This is a genomic window from Paramesorhizobium salinisoli, assembly GCF_003335045.1.
GTDB lineage: Bacteria > Pseudomonadota > Alphaproteobacteria > Rhizobiales > Rhizobiaceae > Paramesorhizobium > Paramesorhizobium salinisoli.
Genome location: NZ_QOZG01000001.1, coordinates 578,320 through 590,512, shown reverse-complemented (window position 1 = coordinate 590,512; position 12,193 = coordinate 578,320). Strand labels below are relative to the sequence as shown.

14 protein-coding genes, 2 tRNA genes and 1 pseudogene are annotated in these 12,193 nt (G+C 60.3%); 12 read left to right on the top strand and 5 right to left on the bottom strand.

What is annotated here, in order from left to right; translation table 11 throughout:
* The first annotated feature begins 1 nt into the window (after nt 1).
* Nucleotides 2-1,114, top strand: coding sequence for an ABC transporter permease (locus DUT91_RS02790; RefSeq protein ID WP_114438808.1), 1,113 nt, complete (start codon nt 2-4; stop codon nt 1,112-1,114).
* Nucleotides 1,115-1,127: 13 nt separating this feature from the next.
* On the opposite strand, the gene DUT91_RS02785 is transcribed toward DUT91_RS02790, so the two are convergent.
* A complete protein-coding gene (locus DUT91_RS02785; RefSeq protein WP_114438807.1) occupies nt 1,128-1,310 on the bottom strand; it encodes a hypothetical protein in 183 nt (60 codons plus the stop codon).
* A 171-nt stretch (nt 1,311-1,481) separates the two neighbouring features.
* Nucleotides 1,482-1,556: transfer RNA gene (locus DUT91_RS02780), tRNA-Thr, on the bottom strand.
* Nucleotides 1,557-1,705: 149 nt separating this feature from the next.
* On the opposite strand from DUT91_RS02780, the gene DUT91_RS02775 reads away from it, so the two are divergent.
* From DUT91_RS02775 to DUT91_RS02730, 10 genes are all read left to right on the top strand, one after another.
* Nucleotides 1,706-1,918 carry a hypothetical protein gene (locus DUT91_RS02775; protein ID WP_114438806.1) on the top strand — a complete coding sequence of 71 codons (213 nt, stop codon included), beginning with the start codon at nt 1,706-1,708 and terminating at the stop codon, nt 1,916-1,918.
* 256 nt (nt 1,919-2,174) lie between these two features.
* Nucleotides 2,175-3,464 carry a UDP-N-acetylglucosamine 1-carboxyvinyltransferase gene (murA, locus tag DUT91_RS02770; RefSeq protein WP_114438805.1) on the top strand — a complete coding sequence of 430 codons (1,290 nt, stop codon included), beginning with the start codon at nt 2,175-2,177 and terminating at the stop codon, nt 3,462-3,464.
* Nucleotides 3,465-3,555: 91 nt separating this feature from the next.
* A complete protein-coding gene (locus DUT91_RS02765; protein WP_114438804.1) occupies nt 3,556-3,996 on the top strand; it encodes a DUF2948 family protein in 441 nt (146 codons plus the stop codon).
* Between the two features lie 47 nt (nt 3,997-4,043).
* Nucleotides 4,044-5,336: a histidinol dehydrogenase gene (gene hisD / locus DUT91_RS02760; protein WP_114438803.1), complete on the top strand. Its 1,293-nt coding sequence runs from the start codon at nt 4,044-4,046 to the stop codon at nt 5,334-5,336.
* A gap of 7 nt (nt 5,337-5,343) precedes the next feature.
* A complete protein-coding gene (locus tag DUT91_RS02755) occupies nt 5,344-5,823 on the top strand; it encodes a UPF0262 family protein (RefSeq protein ID WP_114438802.1) in 480 nt (159 codons plus the stop codon).
* 50 nt (nt 5,824-5,873) lie between these two features.
* Entirely contained in the window at nt 5,874-6,320 is a 447-nt protein-coding gene (locus DUT91_RS02750; RefSeq protein ID WP_114438801.1) for an arsenate-mycothiol transferase ArsC, read from the top strand.
* A gap of 116 nt (nt 6,321-6,436) precedes the next feature.
* Complete coding sequence (gene infA, locus DUT91_RS02745) at nt 6,437-6,655, top strand: translation initiation factor IF-1 (protein WP_002965531.1); 219 nt, start codon at nt 6,437-6,439, stop codon at nt 6,653-6,655.
* A 140-nt stretch (nt 6,656-6,795) separates the two neighbouring features.
* Nucleotides 6,796-7,422, top strand: coding sequence for a Maf-like protein (locus DUT91_RS02740; RefSeq protein ID WP_114438800.1), 627 nt, complete (start codon nt 6,796-6,798; stop codon nt 7,420-7,422).
* A gap of 81 nt (nt 7,423-7,503) precedes the next feature.
* Nucleotides 7,504-7,743, top strand: a complete 240-nt coding sequence (yacG, locus tag DUT91_RS02735) for a DNA gyrase inhibitor YacG (protein ID WP_114438799.1) — start codon at nt 7,504-7,506, stop codon at nt 7,741-7,743.
* A 91-nt stretch (nt 7,744-7,834) separates the two neighbouring features.
* The gene (locus tag DUT91_RS02730) at nt 7,835-9,004 is read left to right on the top strand and encodes a Gfo/Idh/MocA family protein (RefSeq protein ID WP_114438798.1); all 1,170 of its coding nucleotides are present in this window, start codon (nt 7,835-7,837) and stop codon (nt 9,002-9,004) included.
* Here DUT91_RS02730 and DUT91_RS02725 read toward each other — a convergent pair.
* Complete coding sequence (locus tag DUT91_RS02725; protein ID WP_114438797.1) at nt 8,976-10,058, bottom strand: Gfo/Idh/MocA family protein; 1,083 nt, start codon at nt 10,056-10,058, stop codon at nt 8,976-8,978. The genes DUT91_RS02730 and DUT91_RS02725 overlap by 29 nt on opposite strands.
* A gap of 285 nt (nt 10,059-10,343) precedes the next feature.
* Between DUT91_RS02725 and DUT91_RS02720 the strand changes: the two genes are divergently transcribed.
* Nucleotides 10,344-10,419 (top strand) — tRNA-Phe (locus tag DUT91_RS02720).
* A gap of 221 nt (nt 10,420-10,640) precedes the next feature.
* On the opposite strand, the pseudogene DUT91_RS02715 reads toward DUT91_RS02720, so the two are convergent.
* Together DUT91_RS02715 and DUT91_RS02710 are read right to left on the bottom strand one after the other, a co-directional pair.
* Nucleotides 10,641-11,680: pseudogene (locus tag DUT91_RS02715) on the bottom strand (NADH:flavin oxidoreductase).
* Between the two features lie 119 nt (nt 11,681-11,799).
* Nucleotides 11,800-12,192 carry a RidA family protein gene (locus tag DUT91_RS02710; protein ID WP_114438796.1) on the bottom strand — a complete coding sequence of 131 codons (393 nt, stop codon included), beginning with the start codon at nt 12,190-12,192 and terminating at the stop codon, nt 11,800-11,802.
* Nucleotide 12,193 lies beyond the last annotated feature (1 nt).

Here is a 12,193-nt window from a genome sequence, read left to right as displayed (position 1 = left end):
CATGTGGTGGATCCGGCTCAAGGCATTGATCATCAAGGAACTGCTCGCGATCCTGCGCGATCCGAAAAGCCGGCTCATCCTGATCGGGCCGCCGATCATCCAGCTTGTCGTCTTCTCCTACGCCGCAACGCTCGAAGTGAAGAACGTCGATATCATGGTTCTCAATCGTGATGCGGGAAGCTGGGGACAGGAGCTGACAGAGCAGATAGCTGGCGCGCCGACGTTCCGCTCCATCACCCATACGGAGGATCCGGCCACTGCGCGGGAGGCCATCGACCGGCAGCGGGTGATCGCGGCGGTTCAGATCGGGCCTTCCTTCTCGCGCGATGTCGAGGCGGGGCGCCCCGCCGAAATCCAGATCATTCTCGATGGCCGTCGCTCGAACGCATCGCAGATCGTCGCCGGCTATCTCAACCAGATCGTCGCGAGCGTTGCCGCCGACACATCTGCGGGCAAGCAGGCCTCTCCGGCTGAGATCAGCGTCGTCGCGCGCAACTGGTTCAATCCGAACCTGATCTTCCAATGGTTCATGGTGCCCAATCTGATCGCCAGCATCGCGCTGTTAATCGGACTGATCGTGACGGCTCTGTCGATCGCGCGCGAACGGGAGCTTGGAACATTCGACCAATTGATGGTCTCGCCGCTACGCACCCACGAGATTCTGATCGGCAAGCTGACGCCGCCGATGATGATCGGGATGTTCCACATGACGATCTATATCCTTGCCGCGGTTTTCCTTTTCGGTGTCCCGTTGCGTGGTTCGCTGCTGCTTCTCTATGGCAGCGCAATCGTCTATCTCGCGGCGGTGGTTGGGCTCGGCCTGTTCATCTCGGCGCTGTCGATGACCCAGCAGCAGGCCATTCTCGGCGCATTCCTGTTCATGGTCCCGGCGATGTTGCTCTCGGGCTTTGCAACGCCGATAGAAAATATGCCGGGCTGGCTGCAGCCGGTGACGCTTGTTAATCCGCTGCGCTATTTCCTCGTCATCGTCAAAGGCGTGTTCCTGCGCGATATTCCTGCAAGCGAGGTCCTGGCCAACACCATCCCGCTCGCGCTCATCGCCATCGTCACGCTCACCGCCGCCTCATGGCTTTTCCGGCGGAGATTGGAGTGAGGCTGGTGAATGCCTATCGCGAGACTTCGACCTTACGATCGAGCCATTCTTCCGTGAGGCCGAAAGATTCGCCATCGATCCAGATGGTGTTGTCATCAAAGGCTGTAATCAGCCGGCCATCATCCAACTCGGCGGAGAACTCGCCAAGAGAATATGCATTCGCGGTCAACTCGCGAATCGAGAGTGTGATTTTCATGAAGCACCCCACAAATTGCCCGTCGTGCATATAGGAGTTTGTGGGTAGGCGATCAACCTGTAATTGCTTGATATGGTTTATTTTCGCGCGAGTCGGAACGATGTCGATAATTCACTACCGAGCGAATCTTCTTCGGGAGAGATACATGCGCTAACGATGTCGTGAATTGAATGGTGCTGCGAGAGAGGATTGAACTCTCGACCTCTCCATTACCAATGGAGTGCTCTACCACTGAGCTACCGCAGCAACGTCGCGAATGCGGCGGACTTCTGCCACAACAATACGCAAACCGCAAGCAAGCAATCGGGATTCTTTCCGATAATGTGAAAATCCTCCACAGGCGTGTCGGGCATGCGCTTTCCCTCCGGCAATTCCTATAGTAATAAGACGGCAGGATGAACGAGAATTCCAGGCAACCCGATCAGGATCCAAGGGATCGCAAGGCGGCGGAACGCAGGAAGCGGCTTGCCGAGCAATTGCGGGCCAATCTCGCGCGCCGCAAGGCGCAGGCACGCTCGCGGCGCGCCGGAGATGCGGATGACAGGGTGGACGGAATAGAAGCGGCTTCTAATCCTGTCAATAAACCGTCAAGAACTGATGTGGAATAATATGTGCGCATCAGAGTATAGCGCTAGGTATGGCGCGGGCGAATGCTGGTCCATGGAAGTTTTGGTGCCGTTCGTCTAGAGGGTGATGCCGAAAAAATGCGAAGCATTTTCGGGAGACATCATGCTCTTGCTTCTCAAAATCGATCGCGTTGATGATCTTGGATGGATTTAATTCAAAATCAACATGATCAAGATAAACCTGCTCCTTGTGGAGTTGATTGGAAATCGGGCGCTGATCCCGTGAAAGTGGAAAAACATGGATCGCATTAAAATCGTCGGCGGCAACAAGCTCAATGGTGTCATTCCGATTTCCGGTGCCAAGAATGCGGCACTTCCCCTGATGATCGCCTCGCTGCTGACCGACGATACGCTGACGCTCGAAAACGTGCCGCATCTGGCCGATGTCGAGCAGCTCATCCGCATTCTCGGCAATCATGGCGTCGATTATTCCGTCAATGGCCGGCGCGAGCGGCAGGATGGCGCTTATTCGCGCACGATCCATTTCACCGCGCGCAATATCGTCGACACCACGGCGCCCTATGAGCTCGTCTCGAAGATGCGGGCGAGTTTCTGGGTGATCGGACCGCTTCTGGCGCGCATGGGCACGGCCAATGTCTCGCTGCCGGGCGGCTGCGCCATCGGCACCCGGCCAATTGATCTCTTCCTCGAAGCGCTTGTCGCGCTGGGCGCGGAAATCGATATCGAGAATGGTTATGTCAAGGCGACCGCGAAGAAGGGCCTCATCGGCACAACCTATACCTTCCCGAAGATTTCCGTCGGCGCGACGCATGTGATGATGATGGCTGCGACGCTCGCCAAGGGCGAAACGATCATCAAGAACGCGGCGCGCGAGCCCGAGGTGGTCAACCTTGCCGATTGCCTCAACGCTATGGGCGCCAATGTCAGCGGCGCCGGCACCGGGACAATCCGCATCGAGGGCGTCGAGAGCCTTTCCGGCGCGCGCGTCCGCGTGATTCCGGACCGCATCGAAACCGGCACCTATGCCATGGCGGTGGCCATGGCGGGCGGCGACGTGTTGCTCGAGGGCGCGCAGGCGAGCCTGCTTTCCTCTGCGCTGGAGACGCTCACGCAGGCGGGCGCAGAAATCACCGAGACCAATTCCGGCATCCGCGTGGTGCGCAACGGCCATGGCATTCATGCGGTAGACGTGCGCACCGATCCGTTCCCCGGTTTTCCGACCGATCTTCAGGCCCAGTTCATGGGGCTGATGACCAAGGCGAAGGGCACGTCGCGCATCACCGAGACGATCTTCGAGAACCGCTTCATGCATGTGCAGGAACTGGCGCGCCTCGGCGCCCGGATATCGCTTTCCGGACAGGTGGCGACGGTCGAGGGCGTGGAACGGCTGAAGGGCGCACCCGTCATGGCGACGGATTTGCGCGCCTCGGTGTCGCTGGTGATCGCCGGACTTGCGGCGGAAGGCGAGACGATGGTCAACCGCGTCTATCATCTGGATCGCGGCTTCGAGCGGCTTGAAGAAAAGCTTTCGCGCTGCGGAGCGGTTGTCGAACGCGTCAGCGGCTGACATCTTGTTCCCGTTATTGCGCTGATCGGTTGCGCTGAGCGTGCGGACGTCCTAACACAAGGGCGTCCGCTGTTTCATGGAATGTAAGCCAATGGAAATGCTCAAGCTTGTAGCGCTCGACGACGAGGATTTGCAGATCATCTCGGCCCATCTTCAGGATGCGGTGCTGAAAGTCGGCGATCTCGATTATCTGCCCCGGGAGAAGCGTTTCGTCGCCGTGGCCAATCGTTTCGTCTGGGAACGCGCCGCAACTGGCGTTTTCGGTAAACGCACTTTGGAGCGGCGCCGTTCGGTGCTGCATTTCGACTGTGTGACGATGGTCAAGGCGAGTGGCATCGACCGTAGCCGCAAGGATGATGTCCTTTCGCTTCTGGCGGTTCGCTTCCTCCCTGGCGATATGCCTGCCGGCGTCGTGGAATTCATCTTTTCGGGCAATGCCGCCGTCCGGCTCGATGTCGAATGCATCGAAACTAAGCTGACCGATCTCGGCCCGGCATGGGAAGCGCGCGCAAAGCCCGAGCATGATGCCTGACGAGCGGGCTCGGATAGCGGTACTTACGACATTTAAGGATTTACGGCGTGGCACTGACGCTCAGACAAAGTGATCATGATTTCGAGACGAAATTTGCCGCTTTTCTCGCCGGCAAGCGGGAGGTTTCGGAAGATGTCGATCGCGCCGTGCGCGAGATCATCGATGGGATTCGCCGCGATGGCGACAAGGCGCTGATCGAATATTCCAGACGCTTCGACCGGATCGATCTGGAAAAGACCGGGATCGCCGTGACAAAAGCCGAAATCGACGCGGCTGTCGCCGCCGCGCCGCAGGCGACCGTCGAGGCGCTGGAACTGGCGCGCGACCGCATCCGCTCGCATCATAGCCGGCAATTGCCTAAAGACGACCGCTATACCGATGCGCTGGGCGTCGAGCTCGGCTCCCGCTGGACGGCGATCGAATCCGTTGGCCTCTACGTGCCGGGCGGCACCGCCAGCTATCCGAGTTCAGTGTTGATGAACGCCGTGCCGGCGCAGGTCGCCGGTGTGGAGCGGATCGTCATGGTCGTGCCTGCCCCCGATGGCGTGCTCAATCCGCTGGTGCTGGTGGCAGCCCGCCTGGCCGGGGTTTCCGAGATATACCGGGTCGGCGGCGCGCATGCGGTCGCAGCCCTTGCCTATGGAACCGAGACGATCAAACCGGTGGTCAAGATCGTCGGGCCGGGCAATGCCTATGTGGCGGCGGCGAAACGGCTGGTGTTCGGTACCGTCGGCATCGACATGATCGCCGGTCCTTCGGAGGTTCTGGTCGTGGCCGACCGGGATAATGATCCCGACTGGATCGCCGCCGATCTTTTGGCGCAGGCGGAACATGACGCGGTCGCCCAATCGATCCTGATGACCGATGACGAAGACTTCGCGCGCTCCGTCGAGGAAGCCGTCGAGCGGCAGCTGCGCTCCCTGCCGCGCGCGGAAACGGCATCGGCAAGCTGGCGGGATTTCGGCGCGGTGCTGCTGGTGAAAGATCTCGAGGCGGCTTTGCCGCTGGTCAACCGCATTGCCGCCGAGCATCTGGAGCTTGCAGTTGCGAATCCGGAAGCGCTTCTGCCAGGGGTCCGCAATGCGGGCGCGATCTTCCTCGGCAAATATACGCCGGAGGTCATCGGCGACTATGTCGGCGGGTCGAATCATGTTCTGCCGACCGCGCGTTCGGCGCGCTTCTCCTCCGGGCTCTCGGTGCTGGACTTCGTCAAGCGCACCTCGATCCTGAAGCTCGGGCCCGACCAGCTTCGCGCGCTCGGCCCCGCGGCCATCGAGCTTGCACGCGTCGAGGGGCTGGACGCGCACGGCCGGTCAGTCGCCATCAGACTGAATTTGTAGGGCAGCCATGGCATCCGACGGCGACAACAGGCTGATCGACGTCATACTGGACGAATCCATCGGACGCTCCACGCCGGATGTCGAACATGAACGCGCCGTCGCCATCTTCGACCTTATCGAGGAGAACAGCTTCTATCCCGTCGGCGACAAGGCCGGCGGCCCTTACAAGCTCAAGCTCTCGCTGGTCGAATCGCGGCTGATTTTCGCCATTGCGCGCGAAAGCGACGAGGATGTCGCGACCCATATCCTGTCGCTCGCCCCGTTCCGACGGGTAGTGAAGGATTATTTCATGATCTGCGAAAGCTATTATGAAGCCATCCGCTCCTCGACGCCGAGCAAGATCGAGGCGATCGACATGGGGCGGCGCGGGCTGCACAATGAAGGCTCGCAGACGCTGAAGGAGCGACTTGGCGGCAAGATAGAGGTGGATTTCAACACGGCACGCCGTCTCTTTACGCTTGTCTGTGTGCTGCATTGGCGGGGTTGAAGACGGTTTTGGCGGGGCAGGGGGCGGGAAAAACTGATCGTCCTGGCGCGATGGCAGCGCCGGCTGATCCGCGCGCCGCGCCGTCTTCGGTTCTGTTCGTATGCGGCATGAATGCGATCCGCTCTCCGATGGCCGAAATTCTTGCGCGCCATATGCTTGGACGCAAAATCTATCTGGCGTCGGCCGGCGTCAGGCGCGGCGAGCGCGATCCTTTCGTCGATGCCGTCCTGAAAGAGGAGGGGCTTTCGCTCGACGAGCGTCAGCCGAAGGGGCTGGAGGAACTGGGTGACGGTTATTTCGATCTGGTGGTAACGCTGACGCCGCTCGCCCATCACACGGTGCTGGAACGCATGCGCGGCTTCTCCGTCGATGTGGAATATTGGCCGATGCCGGACCCGACATTGGTCCGTGGAACTCGCGAACAGATCCTCGATGCCTACCGCGATGTGCGCGAGCGGCTCAAGCGCCGCATCGCCGAGCGCTTCGGAATAAAATAGGCCTGCCAATTTACGCCGATTTACGTTGTTCACAAATGGACTCTAATCATATAGGTTCCGCGCAAATTCAGCGCGCCCGCATGAGCGGAGCGGCCAAGAGAAGAAACAGGATACGTATGGCGAAAGAAGAAGTCCTCGAATTTCCCGGTGTCGTGACGGAGCTGCTGCCCAACGCGATGTTCCGGGTGAAGCTCGAAAACGAACATGAAATCATTGCCCACACCGCAGGCCGCATGCGCAAGAACCGCATCCGCGTTCTGGCCGGCGACAAGGTGCTTGTCGAGATGACGCCTTACGACCTGACCAAAGGGCGCATCACCTACCGTTTCAAATAATCCGATTCCGTCCGTTCCACTGCATAACTTTATCCTTAAATCGGAATCGACTAAGGATAAAGTTATGCAGCATTTTAAACTGTTAGAGCGTCCTTTGTGCGTCCAGTGGGACGCGCGGCGCTCTAGAAGGGACGTCTTTCATGAGCGCTCGACAAAAGCTTGTTCTTGCTTCCGGTTCTCCGCGCCGGATCGAGCTTTTGGGGCAGGCGGGCATCGAACCGGATCATCTTCATCCGAGCGATATTGACGAGACGCCGCTTCGCGCCGAGCACCCGCGCTCGCTGGCGCGCCGGCTGTCGCGCGAAAAGGCGGAAAAGGCATCAGAAAGCCTGAAAGCCGACGAGAAATTTGCCGGGTCCTATATCCTGTCAGCCGATACGGTCGTTGCTGTCGGACGGCGCATCCTGCCGAAAGCCGAGATCCAGGACGAGGCGAGGGAATGCCTGCGCCTTCTCTCGGGCCGCTCACACAAGGTCTTCACCGGCATCTGCCTCATTACGCCGAAAGGCCGCGTGCGGCAGACGCTGGTCGAGAGCCGCGTGCGCTTCGAGCGGCTGACCCGCGAGCAGCTTGACAGCTATCTTGCCTCGGGCGAATGGCGAGGCAAGGCTGGCGGCTATGCCATCCAGGGTTTTGCAGGGAGCTTCGTCGTCAAGCTCGTCGGCTCCTATACGAATGTCGTCGGGCTTCCCCTGCACGAGACGGTCAGCCTTCTGACCGGAGAGGGCTATCAGGTCTATGGCGCCTGGACATCCGGCAAGCACTGACCTGAGCAGAAGGTTTTAGGCTTGAGCGGAAAACTTGGGCCGATGATTTGACACTGAAAATCTGGCATTGAAGATTCGGCTATGAGCGGCAAGAAAGACATATCGGCAGCACCCGGTGCGAAGGTAACGCCATTGCGTCCACCCCGGCCTTGCCCGGAATGCGGCAAGCCGTCGAGCCGCGAGGATTATCCGTTCTGCTCGCCGCGCTGCCGCAATATCGACCTCAATCGCTGGCTTACCGGCGCTTATGTCATCCCGGCGGTGGAATCGGCCGAGGACAGCGACGATTCGGACGATGCTTCGGATAAGGCCGAGCGTTGAACTGCTTTTCACGCTTCATTCATCGCAACTTTGCTAAAAACTTGCGGGAAGCGGGCGTTGGTGGGAAAAACCCCATAAGGGGGACGACATCATGAAGATCGCCATTCTGGGCACCGGGTTTGTCGCTGATTACTACATGACAACCCTGCCGAACCATCCGTCGCTGCAACTTGCCGGCGTCTATGATCGCGATCCGGAACGGCTGAAGCAGTTCTGCGCCTTTTATGATGTCCGGGCCTATGCCGGTCTCGACGAGGTCCTGGCCGATCCTGATATCGCGATCGTGGTCAATTTGACCACGCCGGAAAACCATTACGAGATATCGAAGCGGACGCTCGAAGCGGGCAAGCATGTCTATTGCGAAAAGCCGCTGGCGATGCGCTTCGAGGAGGCGCAGGATTTGGTCGCTCTCGCATCACGCCGCCGTCTGACGCTCTGCGCGGCACCGGCCAATGCGCTCAGCGATGCCAACAGGCTGGTGCGGAAGGCGCTGAGCGACAGGGCCATCGGCACGCCGCGTCTCGTCTACGCCCAGATGGAGGATGGCCCCGTCTTCCGGGGGAAATGGGAGACATGGCGATCGCGATCCGGCGCGCGATGGCCGGGCCTGCACGAACTCGAGATTGGCTGTACGCTGGAACATTCAGGCTATGCGCTTTCCTGGCTGGTTTCGCTGTTCGGTCCGGCGACGAGCCTCACCGCCTTTTCCGCCGTCACTTTTCCGGACAAGGGGCCGGGTACGGAAGGGATTGTCATGGCGCCGGATTTTTCCGTCGGTTGCATCCAGTTCCGCTCAGGTGTCGTTGCCCGGTTGACCTGCGGCCTTGCTGCGCCGCGCGACCGATCCCTCACCGTTCTCGGGGATGGCGGGTCGCTGACGGTGCGCGATCTCTGGGACAACCGTTCTGCTGTGCATCTGGAAAGGCTTACTGAGGGAAAGCAGTTGAAGATGCGGGTGGCGGACTGGCTGGAGGACAAGGTCAAACGCGCCCTGCCATGGAAGCCGACGCCGGGGCGGCGGCTCTCCTATAAGGGGCTCCGGGCCGAAGCCGCCTTGCCGGCATTTCCCTCGCGAATCGATTTTGCTGCCGGGATCGCCGCGCAGGCGAGGGCGATCGGCAGCGGTATTCCGGCGTTCTTTTCTGGCGATGTCGCCTTGCATGTGACCGAACTCGCCCTTGCACTCAACAATGCGCATGATCTGCCGCAGCCTTATGTACTGCGCAGCAGCTTTACGCAGCCGGCTCAGCTTCCGGCATAGGGGAGCGCGAGAGCACGATGCCGATGGCGCGCAACACCGCGACGCTTTCCTGGAGCGGCATGATGGGAGATCGGGTCTCGCCGGCGCGCAGCGCGTTCATGACGGCCATCGCCTGGAATTGCAGCCCGTTGCCCTCGAAAGGATGATGCTCGATCCGGCAGCCCCAGAGCCGCGATAGGGGAGTGGGAAGGCGAGAGAGCAGCTTCGCCGGCAGGCGATCGCCCTGCGGTGACGGTGCGATCAGTGAAGATTTCATCGCTGCCGGCGAATAAAGCGTGAGGCGCTGGACCTTCAGGAAGGGCGCGTCCAGGCGGATCGCGCCGGCGCTGCCTTCGATGAGAAAATGATTAGCCCCATCCCGGTCGAAGCCACAGGAGAGCTCCGCTTCCGCCGAGGCATAATGCAGCGTCATTTCCGTGCGCATGTCGACGCCGTTTTTTGCGCTGAACCAGCGACCGGATACCTTTTCCGGCTCGCCGAGGAAATACATCGCCAGCGAAACGGGATAGACACCGAGATCGAGCGCCGCACCGCCGCCCAGCGCCCGTGAGAAGAACCTGCTTTCGGGATCATAGGGCCTGTAATAGGAGAGGTCGGCGGTGATCCTGCGAATCTCGCCGATGGCGCCGGCCTTGATTCGGGCTTTGGCGGCCTGAACCGCGGGCAGGAAGCGCGTCCACATGGCTTCCATCGCAAAGGTCTTCTGGCGCATCGCCTCGCGCTGGATCACATCGGCTTCCGGAAAAGACGGCGCAATGGGCTTTTCGGTGAGTACCGCCTTGCGGTTTCGGAGCGCCCGCAATGTCTGCGCCAGATGCAGCGAATTCGGCGTGGCGACATAAACCGCCTGGACGTACGGGTCAGACATGAAGCTGTCGAGGTCGTGGTAGGCCTTCTGTGCGCCGGTTTCTGCACGGAAGCGCTCGGCATTGTCTGGAGTGCGCGAATGCACGGCGTGCAGGACAGCGCCTGACGCAAGCGGCAGATCGGACGCGAAGCGCCGCGCGATCTCGCCCGTTCCCACAATACCCCATCCGACGGAATTCACTGCCACCTCATTCCCATCCTGCTTCTCAATCTAGGGAGATTGCGAGGGGAAATGGGGTGAAATTAGAGTGATTTGAATAAGTTTCCGATGTTTTCCACGGTATTTATCCGTGGTTTTTTACAAAGATGAGCCTTGGAAACGGATTTGTTCGGTATTGCATGGAAAAGCTTCGAAAATTCGCATTCCGATGCTGGACAGCCTGAAATTAAGTGTTATAACCCACGCGCTTCCGGCGGATTACCAACCCCGCCGCTTCGTTGGATCAGGTCCTCCAAAGCCACGAAGCAGGATGCCCAGATAGCTCAGTTGGTAGAGCAGCGGATTGAAAATCCGCGTGTCCGTGGTTCGAATCCGCGTCTGGGCACCATACTTTCTTCAATGAAACAATTGACGCGTCTCCACCGCCACCAGTTCGGTTACTGCGTCGGTACGCCGTCACCCCGTGCTGCCCTAAGCCTGGTCATCTACTGGTGTCTGCTCGGCTACGCCGTAAAGGCACAGCGGCTCGAAATGCGGCAGCCGGGGAGATTCCCTCGCCCATATCGACGGGTAGAGGCTGGCGCCGAGCGTTGGCGGTGCAGCCTCGCCTTAGGCCGATGCGGCAACCTGTGCCGTGCGATGCCGCTCTGCATTCGCCAGGTCTGCGATTGGCGAAAGCACACCGGGATTGAAGGTCTCCAAAGAAGCGCCTTCCTTGACACGGTGCGGCCAGTCCGGATGGGTAAGCGCACCACGTCCTAACGACACGAAATCAGCCTCGCCTCTGTGAAGAAGGCCTGCGGCTTGCTCGGGATCGTGCAGAGACCCGTTCGCGAGCACCGGCAATCCTGAATACTTCTTCGCCAGGGCTGCCAGGCTCGAACCCTCACCGAAGGCCGGTCGCCATGCCTCGAACTCGGTCGTATGCACGTAGTCGATGGGAAGCTGCCCGAGCGATCCGAAGGTCGCCGCCGCCTCATCTTCGCGCCCGCTCCATTTGTGCGTGAAGTCGTTGACCTTGCCCTGAGAGATGCGAACGCCGACGATGAAGTCCTGGCCGACCGAGCCCCGCACGGCTTCCGCAACCTCGATGATCAGGCGCAACCGTCCCTCGATGGAACCGCCATGGCGATCGTCGCGAAGATTGACGCCCTCCGTGAGGAATTGGTCGAGCAGATAGCCGTTCGCAGCATGGATCTCCACGCCGTCGAAGCCGCCTCCCTCGCGAGGAGGGCGGCGTCCGCGAAGCCCTTGACGGCTTGAGCGATCTCTTCGAAGGACATCGCCGTCGGTACGGGATAGGTTCCCGAGCCGCGATAGAAGGCCATCTGTTGCCCCTTCGGGCGAATTGCCGACGGCCCCCTGGTCCCGGCGCTGTACGCGCTTCCCTGCGAAAGAGCGCCCGCGTGCATGAGCTGGGCGACCATGCGCGAACCGGCGTCATGCACCCGCTCGACGATCGGTCGCCAGCCGTCTCGCTGGCGGGCTTCCGTGAGTCCGGGCTGGAAGAGATATCCCTGCGAGAAGGCTTTGTCGGTGTAGAGGCCTTCGGTGACAACGAGACCGAACCCGCCCTCGGCGAACGCCGTGTAATAGTCCGACATATGCTGCGTCGGCATACCCTCCGCCGTCGCGCTGACCCGCGTCATCGGCGCGACCGCGAGGCGGTTGCGAAGCGTCAGTCGGCCAGCATCGAGCGAACTGAACAGGGCTTCTACGCGATGGGAATGTTCACGCTGCAACTGATGTGGAAGCTTTGCCATGTCACTCAAATCCCCGCCGACCGTATGGCCGCGATTGCCTCGATTTCGATCAGAACCTTGGGATCGTATAGAGCCTTGACCTCGGCGATGGTGTCGGCCGGATAGGGTGCCGAAAAGAACTTGCGGCGGAGTTCCACGACCTCTTTGAAGTTACCCATGTCGGTAACGAAAATCGTCACCTTGATAACATCGTCCAGGCTCGAGCCGCCTGCCTCGAGCGCTCGCCGGAGGTTGGAGAAGGCCTGCTCGCCCTGGGCGCGGAAGCCCCCATCAACAATCTTGCCGTCGTCGCCGGCTCCCGCCTGGCCGGAAATGAACAGGAGGTTTCCGAACCTGATCCCCTGCGACAGCAGGTAGGGTTCATAGATGTCCGGATTGGTGATGATACGTTGCAGCATT

Bases quoted from the DNA above. Each gene is read 5' to 3' on its own strand.
- DUT91_RS02790 (WP_114438808.1), top strand. From the start codon at position 2: ATGTGGTGGATCCGGCTCAAGGCATTGATCATCAAGGAACTGCTCGCG.
- DUT91_RS02785 (WP_114438807.1), bottom strand. From the start codon at position 1,310: ATGAAAATCACACTCTCGATTCGCGAGTTGACCGCGAATGCATATTCT.
- DUT91_RS02775 (WP_114438806.1), top strand. From the start codon at position 1,706: ATGAACGAGAATTCCAGGCAACCCGATCAGGATCCAAGGGATCGCAAG.
- murA (WP_114438805.1), top strand. From the start codon at position 2,175: ATGGATCGCATTAAAATCGTCGGCGGCAACAAGCTCAATGGTGTCATT.
- DUT91_RS02765 (WP_114438804.1), top strand. From the start codon at position 3,556: ATGGAAATGCTCAAGCTTGTAGCGCTCGACGACGAGGATTTGCAGATC.
- DUT91_RS02755 (WP_114438802.1), top strand. From the start codon at position 5,344: ATGGCATCCGACGGCGACAACAGGCTGATCGACGTCATACTGGACGAA.
- DUT91_RS02750 (WP_114438801.1), top strand. From the start codon at position 5,874: ATGGCAGCGCCGGCTGATCCGCGCGCCGCGCCGTCTTCGGTTCTGTTC.
- infA (WP_002965531.1), top strand. From the start codon at position 6,437: ATGGCGAAAGAAGAAGTCCTCGAATTTCCCGGTGTCGTGACGGAGCTG.
- DUT91_RS02740 (WP_114438800.1), top strand. From the start codon at position 6,796: ATGAGCGCTCGACAAAAGCTTGTTCTTGCTTCCGGTTCTCCGCGCCGG.
- yacG (WP_114438799.1), top strand. From the start codon at position 7,504: ATGAGCGGCAAGAAAGACATATCGGCAGCACCCGGTGCGAAGGTAACG.
- DUT91_RS02730 (WP_114438798.1), top strand. From the start codon at position 7,835: ATGAAGATCGCCATTCTGGGCACCGGGTTTGTCGCTGATTACTACATG.
- DUT91_RS02710 (WP_114438796.1), bottom strand. From the start codon at position 12,192: ATGCTGCAACGTATCATCACCAATCCGGACATCTATGAACCCTACCTG.